The 24,061-nt window shown below is 70.2% G+C and carries 23 protein-coding genes; 17 read left to right on the top strand and 6 right to left on the bottom strand.

The features are described from left to right. The first annotated feature begins 33 nt into the window (after positions 1-33). The gene (locus ACFJGU_RS06285) at positions 34-480 is read left to right on the top strand and encodes a hypothetical protein (protein ID WP_382308638.1); all 447 of its coding nucleotides are present in this window, start codon (positions 34-36) and stop codon (positions 478-480) included. Positions 481-504: 24 nt separating this feature from the next. Here the strand turns inward: ACFJGU_RS06285 and ACFJGU_RS06280 are convergent, their stop codons facing one another. Genes ACFJGU_RS06280 through ACFJGU_RS06260 form a run of 5 tightly spaced genes read right to left on the bottom strand, consistent with a single transcriptional unit; the run spans position 505 to position 6,158 of the window. Then, positions 505-1,455, bottom strand: a complete 951-nt coding sequence (locus tag ACFJGU_RS06280) for an NADP-dependent oxidoreductase (RefSeq protein ID WP_382308636.1) — start codon at positions 1,453-1,455, stop codon at positions 505-507. Positions 1,456-1,467: 12 nt separating this feature from the next. Continuing rightward, positions 1,468-2,457: an ABC transporter permease gene (locus ACFJGU_RS06275; RefSeq protein ID WP_382308634.1), complete on the bottom strand. Its 990-nt coding sequence runs from the start codon at positions 2,455-2,457 to the stop codon at positions 1,468-1,470. After that, on the bottom strand, positions 2,454-3,464 hold the full coding sequence (locus ACFJGU_RS06270; protein WP_382308632.1) for an ABC transporter permease: 1,011 nt from the start codon (positions 3,462-3,464) through the stop codon (positions 2,454-2,456). The genes ACFJGU_RS06275 and ACFJGU_RS06270 overlap by 4 nt, the downstream gene beginning before the upstream one ends. Then, on the bottom strand, positions 3,461-5,068 hold the full coding sequence (locus ACFJGU_RS06265; RefSeq protein ID WP_382308630.1) for a sugar ABC transporter ATP-binding protein: 1,608 nt from the start codon (positions 5,066-5,068) through the stop codon (positions 3,461-3,463). The genes ACFJGU_RS06270 and ACFJGU_RS06265 overlap by 4 nt, the downstream gene beginning before the upstream one ends. Positions 5,069-5,078: 10 nt before the next feature. Continuing rightward, entirely contained in the window at positions 5,079-6,158 is a 1,080-nt protein-coding gene (locus ACFJGU_RS06260; protein ID WP_382308629.1) for an ABC transporter substrate-binding protein, read from the bottom strand. A gap of 127 nt (positions 6,159-6,285) precedes the next feature. Here ACFJGU_RS06260 and ACFJGU_RS06255 point away from each other — a divergent pair, with 127 nt between their 5' ends. The 10 genes from ACFJGU_RS06255 to ACFJGU_RS06210 all read left to right on the top strand — a co-directional run bounded on the left by ACFJGU_RS06255 (position 6,286) and on the right by ACFJGU_RS06210 (position 17,485). Further along, complete coding sequence (locus ACFJGU_RS06255; RefSeq protein WP_382308627.1) at positions 6,286-7,383, top strand: Gfo/Idh/MocA family protein; 1,098 nt, start codon at positions 6,286-6,288, stop codon at positions 7,381-7,383. A 54-nt stretch (positions 7,384-7,437) separates the two neighbouring features. After that, on the top strand, positions 7,438-8,352 hold the full coding sequence (locus ACFJGU_RS06250; RefSeq protein ID WP_382308625.1) for a sugar phosphate isomerase/epimerase family protein: 915 nt from the start codon (positions 7,438-7,440) through the stop codon (positions 8,350-8,352). A gap of 1 nt (position 8,353) precedes the next feature. Next, a complete protein-coding gene (locus ACFJGU_RS06245; RefSeq protein ID WP_382308623.1) occupies positions 8,354-9,115 on the top strand; it encodes an SDR family NAD(P)-dependent oxidoreductase in 762 nt (253 codons plus the stop codon). Positions 9,116-9,125: 10 nt separating this feature from the next. Next, a complete protein-coding gene (locus tag ACFJGU_RS06240; protein WP_382308621.1) occupies positions 9,126-10,253 on the top strand; it encodes an aldose 1-epimerase family protein in 1,128 nt (375 codons plus the stop codon). Between the two features lie 102 nt (positions 10,254-10,355). Continuing rightward, positions 10,356-11,603 carry a CaiB/BaiF CoA transferase family protein gene (locus ACFJGU_RS06235; protein WP_382308619.1) on the top strand — a complete coding sequence of 416 codons (1,248 nt, stop codon included), beginning with the start codon at positions 10,356-10,358 and terminating at the stop codon, positions 11,601-11,603. After that, complete coding sequence (locus tag ACFJGU_RS06230; protein ID WP_382308617.1) at positions 11,600-12,733, top strand: hypothetical protein; 1,134 nt, start codon at positions 11,600-11,602, stop codon at positions 12,731-12,733. Before ACFJGU_RS06235 ends, ACFJGU_RS06230 begins: the two co-directional genes overlap by 4 nt. A 2-nt stretch (positions 12,734-12,735) precedes the next feature. Further along, the gene (locus ACFJGU_RS06225) at positions 12,736-13,530 is read left to right on the top strand and encodes an enoyl-CoA hydratase/isomerase family protein (protein ID WP_382308615.1); all 795 of its coding nucleotides are present in this window, start codon (positions 12,736-12,738) and stop codon (positions 13,528-13,530) included. Between the two features lie 91 nt (positions 13,531-13,621). Then, entirely contained in the window at positions 13,622-14,821 is a 1,200-nt protein-coding gene (locus ACFJGU_RS06220; RefSeq protein ID WP_382308613.1) for a fumarylacetoacetate hydrolase family protein, read from the top strand. Further along, entirely contained in the window at positions 14,818-15,915 is a 1,098-nt protein-coding gene (locus ACFJGU_RS06215; protein WP_382308611.1) for a LacI family DNA-binding transcriptional regulator, read from the top strand. The genes ACFJGU_RS06220 and ACFJGU_RS06215 overlap by 4 nt, the downstream gene beginning before the upstream one ends. A 31-nt stretch (positions 15,916-15,946) precedes the next feature. Next, positions 15,947-17,485 (top strand): aldehyde dehydrogenase (NADP(+)), encoded by a 1,539-nt coding sequence (locus ACFJGU_RS06210; RefSeq protein WP_382308609.1) that lies wholly within the window; start codon positions 15,947-15,949, stop codon positions 17,483-17,485. Between the two features lie 139 nt (positions 17,486-17,624). Here ACFJGU_RS06210 and ACFJGU_RS06205 read toward each other — a convergent pair whose 3' ends face one another. After that, positions 17,625-17,765, bottom strand: coding sequence for a hypothetical protein (locus ACFJGU_RS06205; protein WP_382308607.1), 141 nt, complete (start codon positions 17,763-17,765; stop codon positions 17,625-17,627). 45 nt (positions 17,766-17,810) lie between these two features. Here ACFJGU_RS06205 and ACFJGU_RS06200 point away from each other — a divergent pair, with 45 nt between their 5' ends. The 6 genes from ACFJGU_RS06200 (at position 17,811) to ACFJGU_RS06175 (ending at position 24,040) form a co-directional block, all read left to right on the top strand. Next, entirely contained in the window at positions 17,811-18,581 is a 771-nt protein-coding gene (locus tag ACFJGU_RS06200) for a DeoR/GlpR family DNA-binding transcription regulator (protein WP_382308605.1), read from the top strand. An 84-nt stretch (positions 18,582-18,665) separates the two neighbouring features. After that, a complete protein-coding gene (locus ACFJGU_RS06195) occupies positions 18,666-19,664 on the top strand; it encodes a sugar ABC transporter substrate-binding protein (protein WP_382308603.1) in 999 nt (332 codons plus the stop codon). Then, complete coding sequence (locus tag ACFJGU_RS06190; RefSeq protein WP_382308601.1) at positions 19,664-20,494, top strand: ATP-binding cassette domain-containing protein; 831 nt, start codon at positions 19,664-19,666, stop codon at positions 20,492-20,494. The genes ACFJGU_RS06195 and ACFJGU_RS06190 overlap by 1 nt, the downstream gene beginning before the upstream one ends. Further along, entirely contained in the window at positions 20,491-21,561 is a 1,071-nt protein-coding gene (locus ACFJGU_RS06185) for an ABC transporter permease (RefSeq protein WP_382308599.1), read from the top strand. Before ACFJGU_RS06190 ends, ACFJGU_RS06185 begins: the two co-directional genes overlap by 4 nt. Positions 21,562-21,620: 59 nt before the next feature. Next, complete coding sequence (locus ACFJGU_RS06180; RefSeq protein ID WP_382308597.1) at positions 21,621-22,622, top strand: alpha/beta hydrolase; 1,002 nt, start codon at positions 21,621-21,623, stop codon at positions 22,620-22,622. Then, positions 22,619-24,040, top strand: a complete 1,422-nt coding sequence (locus ACFJGU_RS06175; RefSeq protein WP_382308595.1) for a mannitol dehydrogenase family protein — start codon at positions 22,619-22,621, stop codon at positions 24,038-24,040. Before ACFJGU_RS06180 ends, ACFJGU_RS06175 begins: the two co-directional genes overlap by 4 nt. Positions 24,041-24,061 lie beyond the last annotated feature (21 nt).

The following is a 24,061-nucleotide window of genomic DNA, read 5'->3' as shown; positions in this document are numbered from 1 at the left end:
GGACATCACGGTCGTCGACGAACGGGAACACCGATGACTACGACTGCAGTGCCGGCCGACGATGTGAGCATCGAAGCGGTGGCGAAGGAGCTCGTGGCGTTCCGTTCGGTGCTCCGGGCCCAGGGCAGGCTCGTGCTCGGCGGTCGGGTGGTGCTGCTGGGCGATGACGACGATGCGGTCGTGGTCGCGCGGGCGCTTCTGGCCATCGGCGTGCAGGAGCTCACTCTCGCGGCGGCGGATCCCGCTCTCCGGGATGCCGCGGCGCAGTTGCTCGGCGACCGCTCCTCTCGCGACGTCACAGTGGCCACCGGCCCCGAGCTGCTCGCGCAGTGGCAGAGCGCTCACGGCGTGGTCGATGCGCGCCCCGTCTCCGAAGCCGGTGGGCTGCCGATCGACCGTTCGCTCCTCGCGCCCGGTGCCTGGGTGGTGTGCTGTCGACGAGCGTCGGCCGGAGCCCCCCTTCTCGTCGCCGAGGGCTGATCCCGATTCGATCCGGCTGGGGCGTCAGGCGCGCGGGTCGAGGATGATCTTGCCTCGGTGCTCGCCCGCCATGCTCGCGCGCTGCGCCTCGGCGGCCGCCGAGAGCGGGTAGCGGGCGCCGATCTCGACCTCGAAGTCGCCGAGCTCCATCAACTCGAGGGTCACGGCGTACGCTTCCGCGCGGAGCCGCTGTTCCTCGGCGGTCAGCGGCAGGGGGTTTCCTCCCGACCAGGCCCGGATGCCGAGTTCCGCCGCCCGCGCGCCCGCCACGACGGTGCCGATCTTCGAGCGGTCGGCCACCAGAGCGAACGAGGCCTCGAGCGCCTCGTCGGTGCCCGCAGCGTCGAGCACGATGTCGATCGGGCCGGGAGCGGCGGCACGGATGTTCTGCAGCAGTCCCGGGCCGTACTCGACCGGGATCGCGCCGAGCTCGCCCATCCGCGCCTGGTTGCGTTCGCCCCCGGTGGCGATCACCGTCGCACCCCGGTTGCGGGCGAATTGGATGGCGGCCTGCCCGACCGCTCCCGATCCCGCGTGGATCAGCACGACCGAGCCCACCTCGACGCCGAGCGTCCGCAGGGCCTGGTAGGCGGTGGACGCCGGAACACCGATGGCGGCCGCCTCATCCCAGCCGACACCGGCCGGCTTCCGCACGAGCTGCGCCGCGGATGCGACGACATGCGTCGCGTAGGCGGCGTGCGCATTGCGCAGCACGACCTCGTCACCCACGGCCCAGTCGGAGACCCCCGCGCCGGCCTCGACGACGACTCCCGACGCATCCGACCCCGGCACGCGCGGAGCCGTGAGGGGCGCGCTCGCCCGCGCCCCCGACCGCAGCTTCGAGTCGATCGGGTTCACCCCGATGGCCCGCGTCTCCACCACGACGCCGCCTTCCGGCGCCGAGGGCACCGGCACCTCGACGTACGAGAGCACCTCCGGCCCGCCGAACTCGCTGTACTGGATCTGTGCGCCCATGCCCCCATCTAATCAGGCGGCGCGACGCCGTCCGTAGAGAGAGATGACCACGAGGATGATGGCGCCGTAGATGAGCTGCTGGATGTTCGCCCCGAGGTTGAGCACCGTCACGAGCGTCGAGACCTGCCCGAGCACGAGCGCACCGCCGACGGTACCGACCACCGAGCCGCGCCCGCCGAAGATCGAGGCGCCGCCCACCACGACCGCCGCCACCGAGGAGAGCAGGTAGCTCGCCCCCATGGTGGCCGAGGCCTGCTGGTAGTAACCCACGATCACGATGCCCGCGAAGGCCGCGAGCAGCCCGCTGAGCATGTAGCCGGTGATCCGGATGCGGTCCACCGGCAACCCCGCGAGCCGCGCGGTCTCGGCGGCCGAGCCCACCACGAAGAGCGAACGCCCCCAGCCGGTGAACGACAGCACGAGCTGCAGCACCACCATCAGGGCGAGGCCGAGTGGCAGCACCGCGGGCATCGAGAGGCCGAGCAGCGAGATCTTCGCCGAGGTGATGGCGATCACGAAGTCGGGCGTCACGGTCAGCTCCGAGAAGTTGAACGCGAGCAGGATGACCCCGAACAGCAATCCGTTCATGGCGATCGTGGTGACGATCGGGGTGAGCCCGAGTTTCGAGATCACCGCGCCGTTGAAGAACCCGATCAGGGCTCCGGCCGCGAGGGCCGCCACGAAGGCGCCGACCGGGCCGAGCGGTCCGACCAGGGTGAGGAAGGCGAGCGCGGCGAACCCGATGGTGTTCGGCACCGAGAGGTCGATACCGGCCTGGATGACCGCGATCGTCTGCCCGAACGAGGCGATGGAGAGGATGATCGCGAAGGTCGCCGTGCCGATCAGCGAGTCGACCGACACCAGGTTCGGCCGGATGAGGCCGCCGATGCCGAAGAGCACGATGAAGGCCAGCAGCGGCCACACGGCGCGCGGCACACGGGCGAGCAACGAGAGACCCGATCCGCGGCTGTCGGCCACGGTCGGGGCGGTGGACGCGGTCATGACCGGGCTCCCTTCACGGCGAACGCGACCTTGCGCCAGACGACCGGCAGGCCGACCACGGCGACGATGATCAGCGCGCTGATGACGTACTGCCAATACGAGTTCACACCGGCGAAGAACAGCAGGTTGCCGATGAGGCCGAGCGTGCACGCGGCGAGGATGGTGCCGATGATGCTGCCCTTGCCGCCGGTGAAAGCGGCTCCGGCCAGGGCGACGGCCGCGATCGAGGACAGGAGATACGGATCTCCCGACCGCGGGTCGCCGGTGACGGTCGACGATGCGAGCATCATGGCCCCGAAGGAGGTGACGACGCCGGCCAGACCGAAGGCGAGCAGCTTGGTGAGCCGCGCGTTGATGCCGGCGGCGCGCACGGCCTCCATGTTCGAACCGACCCCGTAGATGTGCCGGCCGAGTGCGGTGCGCTGCAGCAGGAACCAGAGCCCCACGGCGATCACCGCGAGCCACACCAGGGACACCGGCACGAAGGGCACGAGTTCACCGCTCGTGGCGAGGTAGATCTCCTTGGTGACCCCTCCGCCCGGCCGGTCGAGCACCTCGCGGGCGATCGACCCGAAGATGAAGGCGCTGGCCAGCGTGACCGCGATCGCGGGCAGCCCGGCGTAGGCGACGAGCACGCCGTTGAACAGGCCGCAGGCGAGCCCGACACCCACCGAGAGCAGGATGGCGACCGGCACCGGCAGGGTCTCCAGCTGCGTGGCGAACACCACGTTGCAGAGGCTCATGATGGCGCCGATGGAGATGTCGATTCCGCCCACCAGCACCACGATGAGCTGGCCAAGCGCCACCAGGGCGAGCGGCACCACGAGGTTCGCCGCGGTCTGCAGCTGGAAGCGGGTCAGCAGCTCGGGGTTGATGATCACGTAGACCACGAAGAACACCACGAAGGCGCTGATCGGCGCGATCGCGCCTTCCCGGCGGAGGCGCACGACACCGGTGCCGTTCCACCAGCGCGAGGCGAACGACGGTGCGGGAGTGGCGAAGCTCATCCTGCGCTCCTTCCGTGCGCAGCGGAAGCCGACTGGGCGGCGAGGCTGCCGGTCGCGCCGACCGCGGCCCCCACGATGTTGTCGGCCGTGAGCCGGTGGTCGATCAGTTCGTCGGCCACCTTGCCCTGATAGAGCACCACGACCCGATGGCACACGTGCACGAGCTCCTCCACTTCGGTCGAGAACCACAGGATGCCGACCCCCTGCTTCGCGAGGTCGACGATCGCCCCGTAGAGCTCCTGCTTCGCCCGCACGTCGATGCCGCGGGTGGGGTCGTGCAGCAGGATGACGGTACGGTCGCGATTCATCCAGCGACCGAACACGAGCTTCTGCTGGTTGCCTCCGGAGAGTGAGCCGGCCAGCTCGTTCGCCCCTCGGGTGCGCACCGAGAGGGCGCTCAGGATGCCGTTGATCCAGCCGCGTTCGCGCGAGAGCCGGGGTCGCCCGCCGAGCTGGTAGGCCCGGTACCAGGGGGCGAGCAGGTTCTCGCCCACACTCATCTCGAGGGCGAGGCCCTCACGCTTGCGGTCTTCGGGCACGTAGCCGAGGCCGTTCCGCACCGAGCGCACCGGGGTGGCCCGCGAGACGGAGCGGCCGCCGACGGTCCAGGAATCGGCCACCGCGGGTGCGGCGCCGAAGAGCGCGCGCAACAGTTCGGCCTGGCCGTGACCCTGCAGCCCGCCGATGCCCAGGATCTCGCCGGCGCCGAGCTCGAGGTCGATGCCGTGGAGGCCCTCGGCGCGGAGGTTCGAGACCGAGAGGGCGACGGCATCCGTCGTGCGAACAGGCGGATCGGGGAAGAATCGTTCGGCTTCGCGACCGGCCATCAGCGAGATCAGCTCGTCGTCGGTCCAGCCTCCGCGCACGAACTCACCGGCCACCAGGCCGTCGCGGAGCACGGTGCCGCGATCGGCGATCTCGGCGATCTCACCCAACCGGTGCGAGACGTAGATCACGCTGCCGCCCTGCGCGGTCAGCTCCCGGATGCGCGCGAACAGCCACTCGACCCCGGGCGGGGTGAGCGCGGAGGACGCCTCGTCGAGAATGAGCAGGCGCGGCGACCCGGCCAGTGCGCGGGCGATCTCCACCAACTGCCGATCGGCGAGCGAGAGGGTGCCGACCGCGGCGCGCGGGTCGATCCGGGGCAGGTGGAACCGCTCCAGCAGTTCCCGCGCCTTGACCACGGCCTTCTTCTGCGAGAAACCGCGCAGCGGGGCGCCGTCGGGCAGGCTGAGGTTCTCGGCCACGGTCCAGTCGGGAACCAGCGCGAGCTCCTGGAAGGCGCAGCGCACGCCCGAGAGGCGGGACTGCTTCACGCTGCCCGAGGCGAGGGGTTCGCCTCCCACGGTGATGGAGCCCGAGGTGGGAGCGACGGCTCCCGCGAGCATCTTGGCCACCGTGCTCTTGCCGGCGCCGTTCTCGCCCACCAGGGCGAGCACCTCGCCGGGATTGCAGTGGAAGCTCACGCCCTGCACCGCCTTCACCGGCCCGTAGCTCTTCACCAGGTCGGTGGCGACGAGCAGGGCGTCGGTGGGTGGAGCGGGTGAAGCGGGTGGGGCGGATGCCGCGGCCGAAGCCGCGACATCCGTCTGTGGGTTGGTCACAACGGTTCTCCTACGAGCCCGAGTAGTACTTCATGACGTCGTCGAGGGTCAGATCGAGCCCCGGGAAGTCGTAGCCGAGCTGGAAGTTCGCCGGCTTGTCGTCGAGGCAGTAGTCGGCGGCGTTGTCGGCCGTGATCTCCAGAGGCGGGAAGTACTGCTCCTTCTCGATCTCGTCGCCCTCGAGCAGCTTGACGGCCTGCTCCAGGCCCTTGGCGTAGATGGCTGGCTGGCCGAACACCATGTCGCCCTTCAGTCCGTCGGCCGAGTACTTCACGAGCGTGCACGCCTCGCCGTTGTAACCGGAGCCGCCGACGACGGGAACGAAGTCCAGACCGGCCGCCTTGAAGGCTTCCGGCACGCCCTGCCCGCCGGTGAGGAAGGAGTAGACACCGCCGATGTCGGGGTTGGAACGCAGGATGTTCGCCATCGCCTCCTGAGCGGTGGCCTCGTTCCAGCCGTTGGTGTCCTGCGCCACGACGGTGGCGCCGCCCTTCTCCAGCGCGTCGATGACACCGGGCATCGAGCCCTCGTTGAGCGGCACGCCGGCGAGACCCTCGAGCACCGCCACGTTCTTGTTGTCGCCGAGGTTCTTCAGCAGCCAGTCGGCGCCGGTGGTTCCGGCGTTGGCCCAGTCGGTGGAGACCACGTAGACGTCGTCGCTGTCGTAGGGCCCGCCATTGGCGATGACCGGGATGCCCTGGGCGCTGGCCTGGGTGATGGCCGCGTCGGCGCCGGAGGAGGAGGCCGGGTCGAAGAGGATGAGGTCGACGCCGTCGGCGATGAGGTTCTGCATGGCGGCGTTCTGCTGGGCCGCGTCGTTGTCGTTGGTGCGGACGATCTTCAGTTCGACCTTGTCCTTGTACTCGGGCGAATTGGCGAGGGCTTGGAGCGAGGCGAGCCCCATCTCGCGCCAGGCCTGGCCGCCGAGCGGCTGTTCGAAGCCGATGACGAACTTGCCGTCTCCGCCGGCCGACGTGCTGTCGCCGCCCTCTGCGGGACCGCTGGTGCAGCCGGCGAGGAGGGCGAGCGACGACGCGGCGGCGAGAACGGCCGTGCCCTTCGCCCAACGGGTGCGCTGTGTTCTGTGCATGGATTTCTCCCTTGAAATCGGTGTGTGTTGGCACGTTAGCGCAAAAATGGCAGCGCTACCAGTAGCGCTATCAATTCCTTTCGCATAAAGTGATCGGGATCGTCGCAACGACGCGAATGGAGAAGACGTGACCCCCTCGACAACCCTCGGAGCCCTGGCGCCCGATGTCGACATCCGCACCCGGTCGCACCGCATCGGCTGCATCGGCGCCGGCGCCATCATGGCCGACCAGCACCTCGAGGCCTACCGCATCGCGGGGTTCCCGGTGGTCGCCATCGCCTCGCGCACTCCCGCCCATGCGCAGGCCGTCGCGGAGCGGCACGGTATCCCGACGGTGCACGAGACGCCCGAGCAGCTCATCGCCGACCCCGACGTCGAGATCCTCGACATCGCCTATCCGCCCGACCTGCAGCCCGCGCTCATCCGTCAGGCACTCGCGCAGCCGCACATCACGGCGATCCTGGCGCAGAAGCCCCTCGCTCTCGACCTCGACGAGGCGCTCGCGCTGCGCGACGAGGCGGCCGCGGCCGGAAAGATCCTCTCGGTCAACCAGAACATGCGCTACGACCAGTCGATCCGCGTGCTCAAGCAGCTGCTCGAGGCCGGGGCGCTCGGAGCTCCGGTGTTCGTGCAGATCGACATGCACGCGGTGCCGCACTGGCAGGGCTTCCTCGCCGGCTACGACCGGCTGACCCTGGCCAACATGAGCGTGCACCACCTCGACGCCCTGCGCTTCCTCTTCGGCGAGCCGAGCGAGATCTCGACGGTGGTGCGCCGCGATCCGCGCACGTCGTTCGAGCACGAGGACGGCATCGTGGTCTCCACCCTCCGCTTCCCCGGCGACGTGCTGGCGCTGAGCATCGAAGACGTCTGGGGTGGCCCGCGCGAGGAGGGCTTCGACGACGACTTCTTCATCAGGTGGCGCGTCGAGGGAACCGCCGGCATCGCCCAGGGCACGATCGGCTGGCCGCACGGCGTGCCCTCCACCATCCGCTACGCCTCCTCGCTCACCACCGACGGACAGTGGGTGGAGCCGAGCTGGGACACGCACTGGTTCCCGCATGCCTTCATCGGCGTGATGGAGCAGGTGCAGTACGCCGTGGAGACGGGAACGGACCCCGAGCTCTCCGTGGCCGACAACGTGAAGACGATGGCCCTGATCGAGGCCGGCTACCGCTCGATCGCCGAGAAGCGGCCCGTTCGACTCGACGAATTCTCTCTCTGACCGACCTCTGACCACCTCCACCGAACCGGATCACTCACAAGGAGCAATGACGCCATGATTCAGCTGGGCATCTTCACCGCCTACTACCCCTACGACTTGAAGACGACGGCGGAGAAGATCCGCGCGCACGGCTTCAACACCGTGCAGCTCGACCTGCACTTCAAGGACCTCGACCTCTCCGCGGGCCAGATCACCAAGGAGAAGGCGAAGCTCGTCAGCGACACCTTCCGCGACCACGACCTGCCGATCTCGGCGATCTCCGGCTACACGAACATCGTGCACCCCGACCCGGAGCACCGGAAGGCGAACGTCGAGTACCTGAAGGAGATCATCCGCAACGCCCGCAACTTCGGCTCGAAGTACGTCATCTCCGAGTCCGGCACCTTCAACCCCGAGAGCGAATGGGACCACGACCCGCACAACCGCTCCGAAGACGCCTACGAGCAGGTGCGCACGGTGCTGGCGGAGCTGGCCCAGGAGGCCTACGACCACGGCGCCACCTTCCTGCTCGAGACCTACGTCAACAACGTCATCGGATCGGTGCGCGAGACCGTGCGCGTGTTCAACGACATCCGCACTCCGGGCCTCGAGCTGCTGATGGACCCCACGAACTACTTCGACGCCACGAACATCGACGACCAGGCGGGCGTGCTCAACGAGGTGTTCGACACCCTCGGTGACCGCGTGCGGGTGGCCCACGCCAAGGACGTCAAGCGCGCCGGCGACGACAAGAGCGAGAAGCACGCCGACATCGGTGACGACGACGCGCTCGCCTCGCACACCTTCCGCGGCGTCGGCGAGATCGAGCTGCCGGCCGCCGGCCTCGGCTCGCTCGACTACGAGCTCTACCTGCAGCGCCTCTCCGAGCAGAACCCGAACGCACCGCTCATCATCGAGCACCTCGACGAGTCGGACATCCCGCGGGCCAAGCAGTTCGTCACGGATATCCTCAAGAAGTACACGATCTGACATGGCGGGGAACGGTGTGCTGCACGAACGGGTAGCGGTGATCACGGGCGCGGGCGGCGCCCTCGGGCGGGCCACGGCCCTGCGGCTCGGCGCCGACGGATTCGCCATCGGCGCGCTCGGGCGGCCGAGCGATGAACTCGCCGAGACGGTCGCCCAGCTCGAGGCCGAGGGGGTGGCGGTGCGGATGCTCGAAGTCGACCTCCGCGACGCCTCGGCCATCGAGGCGGCCCTTCTCGACACGGAGGCGTCGTTCGGTCCGATCGACGCGCTCGTGAACAACGCCGCGATCTACCCCAGCACACCGTTCCTCGACATCCCGCTCACGGAGTACGACGACGTCATCACCGTCAACCAGCGCGGCTATTTCTACGCCGCCCAGGTCGCCGCGCGCGGCATGGTGCGGCGGCGGAGCGGCGCCATCGTGAACGTGGGCTCGATCACCTGGCACGGCGGCTGGTCGAACCTCGCCAGCTACGTCTCCACGAAGGGGGCGGCCGTGGCGCTGACGCGGGCCCTGGCGCGCGAACTGGGTGAGCACGGCATCCGGGTGAACGCCGTCTCGCCGGGCGCCTTCCCCACGAAGGCCGAGGAGATCCAGGGCGACGCCGCGGAGTACTCGGCGCACGTGATCGACCATCAGGCGCTGAAGCGCCGCGGCACGGATGCCGAGCTCGCCGCCGTCATCTCGTTCCTGGTCGGCCCGGACTCGTCGTTCGTGACGGGGCAGACCATCAACGTCGACGGCGGATGGATCATGGAATGAGAGGCCACGCGTGAACATCTTCGGAAACGACCTGACGAGACTCGACCTCGAACGGCGCACCGGCGACCTCTCCGCCGTCGCGGGCATCCGCTCGGTGGTGCTCGACGACGGGGTGGAGCGCGGGGTGCGGGCCATCGATATCCGCACCGCCGCCGGCCTCGAGCTCGAGGTGCTCGTCGACCGGGCCTTCGACCTCGGATCGGCGCGCTTCCGCGGCGTGCCCTTCGGCTGGCGCTCGGGCAACGGCTTCCGCCACCCCGGCCTGCACGAGCACTCCGACGAGGGCGGGCTCTCCTGGCTGCGCGCGCTCGACGGACTGCTCGTCTCGGGCGGCCTCGACCACACGCTCTTCGGCGGCGAGGTGGAGGCGACAAAATACGCCTACCCGCCCAAGCAGAGCGTCACGCACGGCCTGCACGGGCGGCTCACCGCCATCCCGGCCCGCCTGCTCGAGGCCCGCGAGGTGCCGGGTGCGACGCCTGAAGCCTCTCCGGTGCTGCGCGTGGTCGGCGAGGTGATCCAGGCCACCTCGTTCGGCGAGCACCTTCGGCTCACCCGCACCATCGAGCTCGACTTCGACGGGCGCGAGATCCGGCTGCACGACGTGGTCGACAACCTCGGTTTCGAGCCGACGCCGCACATGTTCCTCTACCACCTCAACTTCGGCTGGCCGATCGTCGACGAGGGCACCGAGTTCGTGGCGCCGATCGCTTCGCATCTCTGGGTCTCCGACTCGGTGGCCGAGCAGGGCGTCTCCTATCGCCACCTGCCGGCCCCGATCCAGGGCTTCGTCGAGCAGGTCACCGAGCACGAACTGGTGGTCGGTCCCGACGGGCGACACCGGGTGGCGCTGCTCCGCGGCGACGGCGCAGCGGGCGTCGAGCTGTCGTGGGACGCCGCCGGCATGCCCCACTTCTTCGAGTGGCAGAACCTGCGGAGCGGTCAGTACGCCGTGGGGCTCGAGCCCTCCACCCACCACGTGCAGGGTGATGGTGCGGCGCGCGACGACGGATCGATGATCTGGCTCGAGCACGGCGACTCCCGCGAGTACCACACCACCATCCGTGTTCTCGAGGGCCAGGCCGAGACGGATGCGGTGCGCACCGCCATCCGCGCCATATCGGGTCAACCGGAGTAGGGGCCCGGATGTCGCAACCTGTCCTGCTTGATATGCTGATGTTAGCGCTGCCATACCGGCCTCTCGCGGCCCCGGGCAGCACCCGATCCACGAGGAAGCACCATGACTGAACCGTCCGCCGCCGCTCCCGAGGTGCTGTCCGGCATCCGTGTTCTCGACTGCTCGATCGCGATGGCCGGGCCGTTCGCCGCCCAGCGTCTCGGCGACCTGGGCGCCGACGTCATCAAGGTCGAGCCGACCACCGGCGAGTGGCAGCGCCACGCGGCGGCCGGCGGAGCGACGGGCAACCGCATCAACGTGTCGTTCCTCTCCCTCAACCGCAACAAGCGCTCCATCGCGGTCGACCTGAAGTCGCCGGAGGGCAAAGAGATCCTCTACGACCTCGTGAAGTCGTCGGACGTGTTCCTGCAGAACTACCGGCCGGGCGTCGCCGCGCGGCTCGGTGTCGACTACGAGACGCTGCGCGAGATCAATCCGAGCATCGTCTACGTGTCCATCTCCGGCTACGGCGAAGACGGACCCTACCGCAACCGGCCTGGGCAGGACCTGCTGCTGCAGGCGATGAGCGGCGCGATGCTCTCCTCGGGGAGCGCAGGCGAGCCGCCGACCCCGGCGGGGCAGTACCTCGTCGACGCCGTCACCGCCTCCACCGCGTTCGAGGGCGTGCTCGCGGCGCTCTTCCACCGGGAGCGCACCGGCCAGGGCCAGCTCGTCTCGGTGAACATGCTCGACGCCATCACCACGCTGCAGATGCAGGAGCTCTCGGTGTTCACCGTGGGCAAGGTGGCGCAGAAGCGGGGGCATCAGCCGCACGCGCACGTGTACATCCGGGCTCCCTACGGCACCTTCTCCACCTCCGACGGCTACATCGTGCTCGCCATGCCCGAGCTCCACACGCTCGGCGAAGTGCTCGGCGAGGACTCCTTCCTCGGCCTCGACACGGAGACCGACAGTTGGGCGCTCCGCGACGAGATCTTCGCGAAGACCGCCGCCCGGCTCGTCACCGACACCTCCGCGCACTGGCTGTCGGCGCTGGGGGAGGCCGGCATCTGGGCCGGCCCGGTGTACGACTACCAGGATCTCGTCGACGACGAGCAGATCGCGCACAACGGCACGTTCATCGAGTACGAGCACCCCACCGAGGGCCTCATCAAGACCCCCGGGTTCCCGTACAAGCTCTCGGAGACACCCGCGCGTATCGACCGCGGCGCTCCGCTCACCGGTGAGCACACCCGCGAGATCCTGGGCGAACTCGGGCTCGATGCCGCGCGTGTCGATGCCCTTCTCGGCGCGGGAGTCGTCGCGTCGGAATCGGCCTCGGCGCCCGCGGCGGTCGGAGAGCCCGCGTGACCAGCTATCGCGGCATCACCTGGGACCACCCGAGGGGCAAGAACGCGCTCCTCGCGGCGGCATCGCTGGCGGCCGCATCCGGAGGCCCGCGCATCGAGTGGGACGCGCACTCGCTCGAGCACTTCGAGTCGCATCCGATCGACGAGCTGGCGAACCGCTACGACCTGATCGTGCTCGATCACCCGCACCTCGGCGAAGCGCTCGAGAAGCACTCGCTGAAGCCGATGGATGCGGTGGTGGGCGCCGCGCGCATCGAGCGCTGGTCGCGCGAATCGGTCGGCCCCTCGTTCGACTCGTACTCCGTCGACGGATACCAGTGGGCCCTGCCGCTGGATGCCGCCACCCAGGTGGCCGTGCACAAGCCTGCCCTGCTCGCCGCGGTTCCCCGCACCTGGAACGAGGTGGAGGCCCTCTCGGCAGGGGTTCCGGTCGCGCTCTCCCTCGCGGGCCCGCACGCCTTCCTGACTTTCGCGTCGATCTGCGCCGCATTCGGCGAGCCCGTCGGCGAGGGCACCGACGGCCCCTTCGTCTCCGACGGCATCGGTCTCCCCGCGCTCGAGCTGATGCGCAGCATCGCCTCGCGGGCACCCGCCGGAACCGAGTCGCAGAACCCGATCGCGCTGCTCGAACGCATCACGCGCACCGACGACATCGCCTACTGCCCGCTCGTCTACGGCTACGTCACCTACTCCTCGCCCCTCGTGCGGTTCACGGATGCGCCGAGTGCCGCGCCGGGCGCTCGTCGCGGTTCCACGATCGGCGGCACGGGCCTCGCGGTGAGTGCGCGGGCATCCGTCACACCCGAGCTCGCCGACCACATCGTCTGGCTCCTGTCGGCGGAGGCCCAGGGGTCGTTCATCCCGCGGCACGACGGCCAGCCCTCGAGCCGGGCGGCCTGGCTCGACGACGCGGTGAACCGTGAGGCCTACGGTTTCTACTCGTCGACCCTCGCCACGATCGAGGACTCCTGGGTGCGCCCGCGCTTCGCCGGGTACATCCCGTTCCAGTCCGCCGCTTCGGCGATCGTACGTGAGGTCGTGGCAGGCCGCGTACCGGCTGAGGCCGGGCTCGTGCGTCTCCGCGAGGCGTTCGCGGCCGCGACATCCGCTTCTGCACCGGAAAGGGTCTGACCATGGCTTCCTCACCTCCCCATCTCGGCACCCCCGAGATCCTCCTCGAGGTCGGCGACTTCGTCGCGACGATCACGCTCAACCGGCCGCAGAAGCTCAACTCGGTCACCCAGGAGATGTCGGATGCGCTCGTCGCGGCCGCCGAGTGGGCGAACGACAGCGACGACGTGCGCGCCGTGGTGCTGACCGGAGCCGGCGAGCGGGCCTTCTGCGCCGGTTCCGACATCCGGCAGCTCGACAAGTACGCGACACCCTGGGACTTCCGCAACCGCGCCGACTACTGCGACGCGCTCCGGCTGCTCCGGAAGCCCGTGATCGCCGCGGTCAACGGCTACGCCTTCGGCGGCGGCCTCGAGACGGCGATGACCTGCGACATCCGGATCGCCTCCACGACCGCGTCGTTCGCAGCGCCCGAGATCAAGCTGGGCTGGATCGGCGGCGGAGGGATGAGCACCTTCCTCGCCCACTCGATCGGGGCGTCGAACGCGGCGCTGATGCTCATGACCGGCGATCCCGTCGACGCGCAGCAGGCCCTCGCCTGGGGACTCGTCTCCGAGCTCGCCGAACCGGATGCGCTGCTCGCCCGCGCGACGGAACTCGCGCGGGTGATCGCCTCGCGCCCCCCGATCGCCGCCGAGACCGCGAAGGCGAACCTCCGCGCCGCCTTCAACCTCCCGCAGGACCAGGCCATCGCCTACGAGCGCGACCTCCAGACGGTCACCTTCGCCACGGAGGACGCCGCCGAGGGCCGCGCCGCCTTCGCCGAGAAGCGCCCCGCCACTTTCCACCGCCGCTGACCCACCCGAAGTTGTTGCCCCTACCCGCCCCAAAATCGCCCGAAGAGGGCGTTTCGGGGCAAATAGTTGAGATGTACGAGAAGGAGACCGGATGAACGCGACGAGCACAGAGAGCTGGGCGGGCGACGCGGCGCGTGCCCTGCCTGAGGACGGGTACGCGGGGACACTCGTCGCGCGGGTGTGGGACCAGGCGGCCGGCGGACCCTCGCCCGTGCTGGTGCGCGACGACGGCGTCTTCGACCTGAGCGGCTCCTTCGCCACCGTGAGCGATCTGGCCGAAGCGCCGTCGCCCGCCGCGGCCGCACGCGAGGCCGCGCTCACCGGTGCCCGCCTCGGCAGCTTCGAGGAGATCTACGCGAACACCGCCCCGGAGAATCGCGACCCGACGCGCCCCTGGCTCCTCGCGCCCGTCGACCTGCAGACCCTCAAGGCCGCCGGTGTCACCTTCGCGGTCTCGATGATCGAGCGCGTGATCGAGGAGCGCGTGCGCGGGGACGTCGAGGCAGCCGCCCGGATGCGGGAGAGCATCCTCGCGCAGATCGGCGCCGACCTGCACGAGATCCGGCCCGGTTCCGACGAGGCGATCGCACTGAAGGAGTACCTCGTCGGCGAAGGCATCTGGAGCCAGTACCTCGAGGTCGGGATCGGCCCCGACGCCGAGATCTTCACCAAGGCCCCCACCCTCGCGGCGGTCGGCACGGCGGCCCAGGTGGGCGTGCTGTCCACCTCGCTCTGGAACAACCCCGAGCCCGAGGTGGCGCTCGTGATCGACTCGTCGGGTCGCATCGTGGGCGCCACACTGGGGAACGACGTGAACCTTCGTGACGTGGAGGGCCGGTCGGCGCTGCTGCTGCCCAAGGCGAAGGACAACAACGCCTCCTGCGCCCTCGGCCCCTTCCTGCGGCTGTTCGACGACGGCTTCGACATCGACGCGGTGCGAGGGATGCGCGTGACCCTCGAGATCGACGGCGCCGACGGATTCCACCTCGACGGCAGCTCCGAGATGGCGCAGATCAGCCGCGATCCGGTGGACCTCGTGGGTCAGCTCACGGGGCCGCAGCATCAGTATCCGGACGGCGCGGTGCTCATGCTCGGCACCATGTTCGCGCCGATCGTCGACCGCGATGTGGTCGATCGCGGCTTCACCCACAAGGCCGGTGACGTGGTGCGGATCTCCTCGTCCGAACTGGGTAGTCTGGTCAATCAGGTCGAGGAGAGTGAGAGGTGCGAACCGTGGGAGTTCGGGATCGGCTCGCTGATGAAGAACCTCGCGAGCCGGCAGCTGCTGTGACCGTCGAGGGCGACACGCTCGCCCTCGAGCGCGCGGAAGCCGAGCTCGACGGGCCGACGCCCGCGGGACCGCGGCAGACGCGCCGCTCCACGAACACGGTCACGCTGACGGATGTCGCGTTGCACGCGAGGGTCTCGCCGCAGACCGTCTCGCGCGCCATCCGCTCACCCGAGCTGGTCTCGGAGTTCACTCTCGAGCGGGTGCGCACGTCCATAGCCGAAACGGGATATGTCCCCAACCTCGCCGCGTCGAACCTCGCGTCGAACCGCAGCATGACCGTCGCGGCCGTCATCCCGGCCGTGTCGGCCTCGGTGTTCGCCGATGCCCTGCACGGGCTCGAAGCAGTGCTCTCGCCCGTCGGCTACCAACTCTTCATCGGCTCGACCGATTACCGCCCCGCCCACGAGGAGGAGCTCGTGCGGGCACTTCTGGGTCGGCGGCCCGACGGCATCTTCATCGTGGGCACGAACCACTCACCGAACACGACCCACCTGCTGCGCGAGTCGAAGGTGCCCGTGGTCGAGGCCTGGGATCTCACCGACGACCCGATCGACAGCGTCGTCGGTTTCTCGAACCGCGACGCGATCATCGCGCTGGTCGAGTTCGTGCACGAGCGCGGGTACCGGCATCCGGCGTTCGCGGGCTCGTTCCAGACCGGCGACTTCCGTGCCCTCGCCCGCCGGGCCAGTTTCGAGGAGCGGGTGCGCGAGCTCTACCCCGACGAGCCGGTGCGCGTGGTCGACTCGGGCACCTCCACGGTCGACTACGAGACCGGGCGGCGGCTGCTCGACGAGACGCTCCGCACGCACCCCGAGACCGATGTGCTGATGTTCGCGAGCGACGTGTTCGCGGCCGGAGCCGTTCTCGAGTGCGCGCGCCGCGGCATCCGGGTGCCCGGCGACATCGCCATCACCGGCTTCGGCGACTTCGAGATCGGTCGGCACCTGGTGCCGACCCTGACCACCGTCGCCGTGCCCAACCGACAGATCGGTACGGTCGCGGGAGAGCTGCTGCTCGCCCGCATGACACATCGCCCGGTCGAGACCTCCGAGATCGATCTCGGCTTCTCCGTCGTCGCCCGCGACAGCGCGTAGCCCCCACCCTCCCCACCCTGAAGGAACAGACATGTTGACCACCACGAATCCCCGTACCGGTGTTAGCGCTGCCACGTCGCTGGAGCCGACGACCCCCGACGGCGTCGACGTCGCGGCCCGCCGGGCGGCCGGCGCGGCCCTCGAACTGCAGGCGCGCGGGCGCGAGTTCCGGGCCCAGCTGCTCGACGCGATGGCGGCCGCGGTCGAGGACGCGCGGGAGCGGCTCGTCGCCACGGCCGACTCCGAGACCGGCCTCGGTACCGCGCGCCTGAACGGGGAGGTGTCGCGCAGTGCCTTCCAGTTCTCGCTCTTCGCGGAGGCGGTGCGCGAGGGCTCGTTCGTCGAGGCCATGATCGACCACGCCGGCGACACGCCGCTCGGGCCGGCGCCGGATGTGCGGCGCATGCTCGTCTCGATCGGTCCGGTCGCGGTGTTCGGCTCGAGCAACTTCCCGTTCGCCTTCTCGGTGCTGGGTGGCGACACGGCGTCGGCCATCGCGGCCGGCTCGTCGGTGGTGATCAAGGCGCACGGTTCGCACCTGCTGACGTCGCAGCTCTCGTTCGAGGTGCTGCAGGCGGCGGCGGAGGCGGTGGGTGCGCCGCGCGGCACCTTCGGCATCGTGTTCGGCCAGGAGGCGGGGCTAGCCCTGGTGAAGCATCCGGCCATCCAGGCGGCCAGCTTCACCGGATCGTTGTTCGCCGCGGAGTCGCTTCAGGCGGCGATCAACACGCGGCCCGATCCGATCCCGTTCTTCGGTGAGCTCTCCAGCATCAACCCGCTCGTGATCACCCCCGGAGCCGTGGCGGCGCGCGGACCCGCCATCGCCTCAGGCCTGTTCACCTCGTTCACCGGATCGGCGGGCCAGCTCTGCACGAAACCGGGCATCGCGTTCATCCCGGCCGGCGACGAGGGCCAGGCGCTCGTCGACGAGATCGCGGCGCTGACCTCGGATGCGACGCCGCAGGTGTTGCTGAACGCGCGCATCCGCTCGTCGTTCGGGGAGATCGAGGAGCGTCTGCTCGCGGCGGGGGCGGCCGAAGTGGCGCGCGGCGACGCGGAGCCGACGGTCGACGCCCCTGGAGGCGATGCTCCCGAGGGCTTCACCGTGCCCCCGACCCTGCTCGAGACCACCGCTGCCGACTTCTCGTCGGAGCTGGCGGAGGAGTGCTTCGGCCCGCTGATCGTGGTGGCGCGCTACTCGTCGCTCGACGAGGTGCGCGAGGCGTTCGGGCGCATCCCGAAGTCGCTCACCGCGACCCTGCACGTGGAGGACGACGAGGCCGACGTCGTGGCCGAGCTCGCGTCGACCCTCGAGGCGAGCGCCGGCCGCATCGTGTTCAACGGGTACCCGACCGGGGTGCGCGTCACCTGGGCACAGCACCACGGCGGATCGTGGCCTTCGACGAACTCGCAGCACACCTCGGTGGGTGTCACCGCGGTGCGCCGCTTCCTCCGCCCGCTCGCCTGGCAGAACGCCCCGCAGGCGGCGCTCCCCGTGGAACTCCGCGACGAGCCGCCGGTCCCCGGCATCCCGCGCCGCATCGACGGCGTGCTCGTGCTCCCGGCTTAGCGCGGGAGTCAGCTGTACCGGCGGAGCCCCGCCGACTCTGTGGTGCCCTCGCGGGATCGCGCCATGGCATCCGGTGCATCCAGGAAACACCGGGGCGCACCCATGTACACCGAGGGGCAGAACCCGACCGAGGAGGCGATCACCCGCCAACCAGGCCGTCTCGTCGACCGTCGAGCCCGCCGATGCGGCTCACGGCCACCCGTAACGGGCATGCATCGGGCGACAAAAAGCGCGAAACGGGTGGTTCGCGGGCAAAAAATGCCCGCATGATGGTCACCATGACCGCACAGTGCGGCGTACCCGACTCGACGAGGAGGTGGGGGCCATGGCCCGATCGGGCGAGGAGCGTCGCAAGCGCATCCTGGACCTGGTGCGCTCCGGCGGCCGTCGCGAGGTGCAGGACATCGCGAGCGACCTGAGCGTGGCCGTCGAGACCGTGCGGCGCGACCTGCGCCTGCTCGAAGACCGCCACCTGCTGCAACGCGTGCACGGTGCCGCCGTCCCGGTGGAGAGCGGCAGTTTCGAGACCGCCCTCGACCACCGCGCGCAGACCCGGCTGGCCGAGAAGCGCCGCATCGCGGCAGCCGCCGTCGAGGCCATCGGCGACGCGCAGACGATCTTCCTCGACGAGGGCTACACGCCCATGCTCATCGCCGAGGCGATCGCCGAGCTCACGCATCCGCTCACGGTCGTGACGGCGTCGCTCGCCAACGCGATCGCCATCGGCAAGGCACCCCACCATTCGGTGCTCGTGCTCGGCGGGAGGGTGCGCAGCCGCACCCTCGCCACCGTCGATCACTGGGCCACCGGGATGCTTGCACAACTGAACCTCGACCTCGCCATCCTCGGCGCGAACGGAATCACCGTTGAGCACGGCCTCACCACCCCCGATCCTGCGGTCGCCGAGGTGAAGCGCACGGCCGTCGAGGTCTCGCGGCGGCGCGTGTTCATCGGCATCCACACCAAGTTCGGTGTCACGAGCTTCTGCACCTTCGCGCGGGTGCAGGATTTCGAACTCCTCATCACCGAGGAGGCCCTGCCGCTGCGGCAGGCCCAACGATTCGCCGCGCTCGGCCCCCACGTCGAGCGCGTCTGACCAGCCGACTCCGCGCACGCGACCAGACCCATACCCATGACCCAAACCGCAGCACCCGACCCACCCCACGAAAGGCACACCACCATGCGATCACGATTTCTCCCGATGGCCCTCGCCGGCACCGCCGCCGTCGCCCTGGCGCTCACCGGCTGCAGCGACGGACCGGGGACGACGACGTCCGCGTCCGGCGCCGCCGACGGTGGCGCGGCCGGCGCGACGAGCATCCAATTCGTCAATCCGCTGCCCAACTACCCCGCCTGGCGGCTCATCGGCGACTGCATGGCCGACGAGGCCAAGACCCGCGGGGTCGACTTCTCCGAGACCGGCCCGACCGGCCAGGCCATGGACCCGACGACGATGATCGAGCAGATCCAGGGTGCGATCGCCAATAAGAAGAGCGGCATCATCACCCTCCCGGCCAGCGACGCCTTCGGCCCGCTGCTCGACCAGGCCCGGGATGCCGGCGTCATCACCACCACGATGTACGGCGACGGGGCCGACGGCAGCGGCGCCGACATCAACGTGGGCATCGACTGGACCGAGCTCGGCGCCATCTACGTCGCCGAGGTCGAGAAGCTCCCGGGCGACAAGAAGCTCGGCCTGATCGCCCCTGGCGACACCGGCATCGGCAAGTCGTTCATGGACGGCGTGAAGGCCGCGGTGGCCGACACTGACGACATCGAGATCGTCGGCGAGGTCTACACCGGCGACGACTCGGCGAAGGCGCTCGCGCAGACCAACGCCCTGCTCACCGCGCACCCCGAGGTGAACGTGATCGCCACCAACATGGGCACCGTCACCCAGGGAGCCGTCTCGGCGATCGAGGCGAAGGGGCTGACAGGCAAAGTCTCCTTCATCGGCAACGGCCCCGACAACGGCGGCAAGGAGGCGATCGAGAGCGGCGCGGAGTACCGGTTCCTGCTGCAGGCCCTCTGCCAGGCCGGTAAGGATGCCCTCGACGAGACCGTCGACCGCATCGAGAGCGGAGAGGCCGCGGGGGGACCTGCGAAGCTCATCACCGTGGGCACGAAGATGGCCACGAAGGACGATTACGCCGAGCTGATCGAGCAGGGCTGGGCCTGATGGCCGGCTCCGCGACCCCGACCGCTCCCGCGGCCGTCCCGGCGCTCGAACTGCGCGGCATCCGCAAGTCGTTCGGCTCCGTCGCCGCCCTCGAAGACGTGCACTTCGCCGCCTACCGCGGCGAGGTGCACGCCATCGTCGGCGACAACGGCGCCGGCAAGTCGACCACCATCAAGATCGTGACGGGCATCCACAAGAGCGACGGCGGCGAGATCTTCGTCGACGGCGAGGGGATGGATGCGGTGCACGGCGCCAACGAGGCGCTCGACAAGGGCATCGCGGTGGTCTACCAGGATCTCGCGCTGGTGGAGTGCCTCGACATCGCCACCAACATGGCGCTCGGCAACCTGCCGAAGCGCTTCGGCCTCGTGCTCGACCGCCGCCGCATGGACCGGGAGGCCGCCAAGGTGCTGGCGGACCTCAACGTGCGGGTGGGCGACGTGAAGACGCCGGTGGGCCTGCTCTCGGGCGGCCAGCGCCAGGTCGTCGCGATCGCCCGCGCGGTGCGGATGGACAAACCGATCATGCTGCTCGACGAACCCACCGCGGCGCTCGGCGTGCAGGAGACCGCGCACGTCGGCCGGATGATCGACGAGCTTCGTGCCGCGGGCAAGGCCGTGATCTGCATCAGCCACGACCTCGACTTCGTGTTCACGCACGCCGACCGCATCACGGTGCTCCGGCTCGGCAACAGCGTCGGCACCCGAGTGGTGGCCGACACGACCCGCGACGAGATCGTCGGCATGATCACGGGCGCCATACCCCGCGAGGCGACCCGTGACGCCGCAACCCATGCGCTCCGCAACGCCCCCGAGGAGGTCACCCCATGACCCGCATCACCGTCACCGGCCGCATCGCGAACCCGGCCGGGCCGACCGGCGCATCCGGGGCCGGCACGACCGGACCCGACGCCCCCGACACGCCGCCCGCCGGCCGCTCGACCCGTCGCATCGCCTCCGTGCTGCTGCGGCAGGAGGCGTCGCTGCTCGGGGTCGTCGCCGTGATCGTGATCGCGGCGACCATCGCCAACCCGGCGTTCATCTCGCCCGACAACCTCACCGAGATCCTGCGCAGTTCGGTGATCTACTTCGTGATGGGGTGCGGAGCCGCCCTCCTCATCATCGGAGGCGGCCTCGACTTCTCGGTCGGCGCGGTGTTCACTTTGAGCGCGCTCACCGGCACGTCGCTGATGAAGCTCGGCGTCTGGGTGCCCGTCGCCATCCTGGCAGCGCTCCTCGTGGCGGCACTCGTCGGAGTGCTGAACCACCTCATCATCACCTATTGGCACGTGCCGCCGATCATCGCGACGCTCGGCACCTTCTTCATGGTGCTCGGCATCAACGCGCTCATCACCGGCGGACTCGACGTGCTGCCGCTGCCGACCGAGTTCGTGCGCCTGGGCCAGGGGTACTTCATCGGCATCCCGAACGTGATCTGGATCGCGGTGCTGGTGGGGGTTGTCGCCTGGTTCGTGCTCGAACACACCCGCTTCGGCGTCAACGTGCGGGCGCTCGGCGGCAACCGGCAGGCTGCGGTCGGCAACGGACTGCGCATCAAACGGCTCGACCTCGCGCTGTACATGATCGCGGCCGTGACCGGCGGCATCGCGGGGCTGCTCTACTCCGCCCGCGTCGGCGCGGGCCAGGTGGAGGCCGGCGGCTCGGCAACGACCCTCGTGGTGGTGACCGCGGTGCTGATCGGTGGGGTGAGCCTCCTCGGCGGCCTCGGCAACATCACCGGCGTCGCGGTCGGCGCCGTGCTGCTCTCGCTGATCGACAACGCGCTCATCGTGGCGTCGATCCCGCCGCAGTACAACAACATCGTGGTGGGTGCCATCCTCGTCTGCGCCGTCGCCGTGGATTACCTGCGCCGTCAGCAGCTCTACAAGCGCCGCTGACCGCCACCACCGCCTTCGACCCCACGCCCGGCCGGGCGTGCAGAAAGGAAGCAGCTCCCATGGCTGACCCGACCACCGCAGCACTCGCCACGCCTGCGCCGACCAGCGCACCCGCCGGACTCGACCCCGACGTCGCGCGCCTGTTGCCCGCGCTCAACGCCGCGGCCCCGCCGGTGGGTCCCGGCACCCGCGCCGACGAGCTCCGCACGAGTTTCGGCGAGCTGCTCGCCCTGCTGGCGCCGGAGCACCCGGCGGAGCCCTTCGCGGGGCGGGTCGACGACGGTGTGGTTGAGGCGGCGGGCATCCGCATCCCCATCCGCTCCTGGACTCCGGGGGGCGAGGCCGGTGGCGGCGACACCGTCGTGTTCTTCCACGGAGGTGGCTGGGTGCTCGGCGATCTGGCCTCGGCCGAGCCGTCGGCCCGGGCGATCGCCGAACGGATGCGCGTGCGGGTCGTCGCGGTGGACTACCGGTTGGCGCCTGAGCATCCGTTCCCCGCCGCGTTCGACGACTGCCTTGCGGTGCTGCGTGCCGAGCGGGAGCGCGGAGCGGGCTGGCTCGCGGTCGCGGGCGACAGCGCCGGGGGCAACCTGGCGGCGGCCGTGGCGCTCGCGGCACGCGACTCAGGGCTGCGACTCGACGCGCAGCTGCTCTTCTACCCGGCGCTCGACCCGTCGATGCGCGCCGCGTCGCACGCCCGGTTCGGCGACGGGTACCTACTCACCGCCGACGCGATGCGGTACTACTGGGCGAGTTACGCTGCGGGCAGCCGCGATGCCGAGGACTGGCGGTGCTCGCCCGGCGCGGCCGACTCGCTCGCCGGGGTCGCACCGGCGGTGGTGACCACGGCGGGGTTCGATCCGCTCCGCGACGAGGGCGACGAGTACGCCGCGCGGCTGGTCGCCGACCGGGTGGCGACCGTGTCGCTGCCCGAGCCGGCGCTCATCCACGGATGGATCGACCAGGCCGCGCGCGTGCCCGCCGCCCGGCGGGCGCTCGACCGGGCCCTCGACGCACTGCAGCTGCTCCGCACCGCGGCGCGCGCGGAGGCGATCTCGTGACGGTCTCGACTCCCGCAACCGTTTCGCCAGGCCGGCTCCCGGTGGCCCCGCTCCGGTTCGACCGGGCGGCGGTGACCCCGGGCATCCTGCACTTCGGCTTCGGCGCGTTCCACCGCGCCCACCAGGCCGCCTACCTCAACGCGCTGATGAACGAGGGGCTCGCCCTCGACTGGGGCATCGTCGGCGTCAACGTGCTGCCGCAGGACCAACGGATGCACGAGGTCATGCTCGCGCAGGACTGCCGCTACACCCAGGTGCTGAAGCACGCCGACGGTCAGCTCGAGGCGCACGCCATCGGATCGGTCGTGGAGCACCTGCACGCGCCCGACGACCCGGCGTCCGTGATCGAGCGCCTGGCCGACCCGCGCATCCGCATCGTGTCGCTCACCATCACCGAGGGCGGCTACGAGATCGATCCGGCGACGGGTCTCTTCGAGCCGACGTCGGAGGGGGTGCTCGCCGACCTGCGCGGTCTGCCGCTCGGCGAAGCACCGCTGTCGGTCTTCGGCTTCCTCGTCGCAGGGTTGCGGGAACGGCGCGCCAGGGGCATCCGGCCGTTCACGGTGCTGAGCTGCGACAACGTGCAGAGCAACGGCCAGGTGGCACGCACCAGCCTCGTCGCCTTCGCGCGGGCCGTCGACCCCGCGCTCGCCGAGTGGATCGCGGACGAGGTCGTCTTTCCGAACACCATGGTCGACCGCATCACCCCCATCACTACCGACGATGACCGGATGCTCGTGCGCGAGGTCTTCGGCGTCGACGACGCCTGGCCGGTCGTCGCCGAGCCGTTCGCCCAGTGGGTGATCGAAGACCGCTTCGCGCTCGGCCGGCCGCCGTTCGAGCGCGTCGGCGCCCAGTTCGCCGCGGAGGTGGCGCCCTACGAGACGATGAAGCTACGGCTCTTGAACGCCTCGCACCAGGCGCTCGCGCATCCGTCGTCGTTGCTCGGGCACATGCTCGTCGACGAGGCGATGGCCGACCCCGACGTGGTCGCGCTGCTGCGCGCTTACTTCGCTGAGGCGCTGCCGACGCTGCCGCCCGTGCCGGGGGTCGACCTGGCCGCCTACTGCGAGACCCTGCTCGAGCGGTACTCGAATCCGGGCGTGCGCGACACGGTCGAGCGCCTCGCAATGGATGCCGAGAACCGGCTCGCCACCTTCCTCCTACCCGTGGTGCGCGACCTCCTCGCCGCCGGCCGGCCCATCAACGCCTCCGCGACCGTGCTCGCCGCGCACCTCGAGCGCAGCCGTGCCGCGGCCCCGGCCGCCGCCACCGCCGAGCTCGAACAGGTCGTCCGCTCGACCGCGTTCTTCGGCGAGCTCACCGTCGACCCCGCGTTCACCGGCCCCGTCGTGGCTACCTGGGCGCTCGTCCGTGCTGAGGGCGTCCGTGAAACACTGCGCCGGATGACGGTGTGAAGGCGGGCACCCACGCAGACC

The sequence above is a fragment of the Herbiconiux sp. UC225_62 genome (genome assembly GCF_042694625.1).
Lineage (GTDB): Bacteria > Actinomycetota > Actinomycetes > Actinomycetales > Microbacteriaceae > Herbiconiux.
This window is presented reverse-complemented; position numbering and strand designations above follow the sequence as displayed.

What these genes read in the sequence shown, in the direction of transcription:
- ACFJGU_RS06185 (WP_382308599.1), top strand. Translation starts at nt 20,491, where the DNA reads ATGACCCGCATCACCGTCACCGGCCGCATCGCGAACCCGGCCGGGCCG.
- ACFJGU_RS06270 (WP_382308632.1), bottom strand. Translation starts at nt 3,464, where the DNA reads ATGAGCTTCGCCACTCCCGCACCGTCGTTCGCCTCGCGCTGGTGGAAC.
- ACFJGU_RS06180 (WP_382308597.1), top strand. Translation starts at nt 21,621, where the DNA reads ATGGCTGACCCGACCACCGCAGCACTCGCCACGCCTGCGCCGACCAGC.
- ACFJGU_RS06285 (WP_382308638.1), top strand. Translation starts at nt 34, where the DNA reads ATGACTACGACTGCAGTGCCGGCCGACGATGTGAGCATCGAAGCGGTG.
- ACFJGU_RS06195 (WP_382308603.1), top strand. Translation starts at nt 18,666, where the DNA reads ATGCGATCACGATTTCTCCCGATGGCCCTCGCCGGCACCGCCGCCGTC.
- ACFJGU_RS06280 (WP_382308636.1), bottom strand. Translation starts at nt 1,455, where the DNA reads ATGGGCGCACAGATCCAGTACAGCGAGTTCGGCGGGCCGGAGGTGCTC.
- ACFJGU_RS06205 (WP_382308607.1), bottom strand. Translation starts at nt 17,765, where the DNA reads ATGGTGACCATCATGCGGGCATTTTTTGCCCGCGAACCACCCGTTTCG.
- ACFJGU_RS06210 (WP_382308609.1), top strand. Translation starts at nt 15,947, where the DNA reads ATGTTGACCACCACGAATCCCCGTACCGGTGTTAGCGCTGCCACGTCG.
- ACFJGU_RS06275 (WP_382308634.1), bottom strand. Translation starts at nt 2,457, where the DNA reads ATGACCGCGTCCACCGCCCCGACCGTGGCCGACAGCCGCGGATCGGGT.
- ACFJGU_RS06190 (WP_382308601.1), top strand. Translation starts at nt 19,664, where the DNA reads ATGGCCGGCTCCGCGACCCCGACCGCTCCCGCGGCCGTCCCGGCGCTC.
- ACFJGU_RS06200 (WP_382308605.1), top strand. Translation starts at nt 17,811, where the DNA reads ATGGCCCGATCGGGCGAGGAGCGTCGCAAGCGCATCCTGGACCTGGTG.
- ACFJGU_RS06245 (WP_382308623.1), top strand. Translation starts at nt 8,354, where the DNA reads ATGGCGGGGAACGGTGTGCTGCACGAACGGGTAGCGGTGATCACGGGC.
- ACFJGU_RS06250 (WP_382308625.1), top strand. Translation starts at nt 7,438, where the DNA reads ATGATTCAGCTGGGCATCTTCACCGCCTACTACCCCTACGACTTGAAG.
- ACFJGU_RS06220 (WP_382308613.1), top strand. Translation starts at nt 13,622, where the DNA reads ATGAACGCGACGAGCACAGAGAGCTGGGCGGGCGACGCGGCGCGTGCC.
- ACFJGU_RS06225 (WP_382308615.1), top strand. Translation starts at nt 12,736, where the DNA reads ATGGCTTCCTCACCTCCCCATCTCGGCACCCCCGAGATCCTCCTCGAG.
- ACFJGU_RS06260 (WP_382308629.1), bottom strand. Translation starts at nt 6,158, where the DNA reads ATGCACAGAACACAGCGCACCCGTTGGGCGAAGGGCACGGCCGTTCTC.
- ACFJGU_RS06235 (WP_382308619.1), top strand. Translation starts at nt 10,356, where the DNA reads ATGACTGAACCGTCCGCCGCCGCTCCCGAGGTGCTGTCCGGCATCCGT.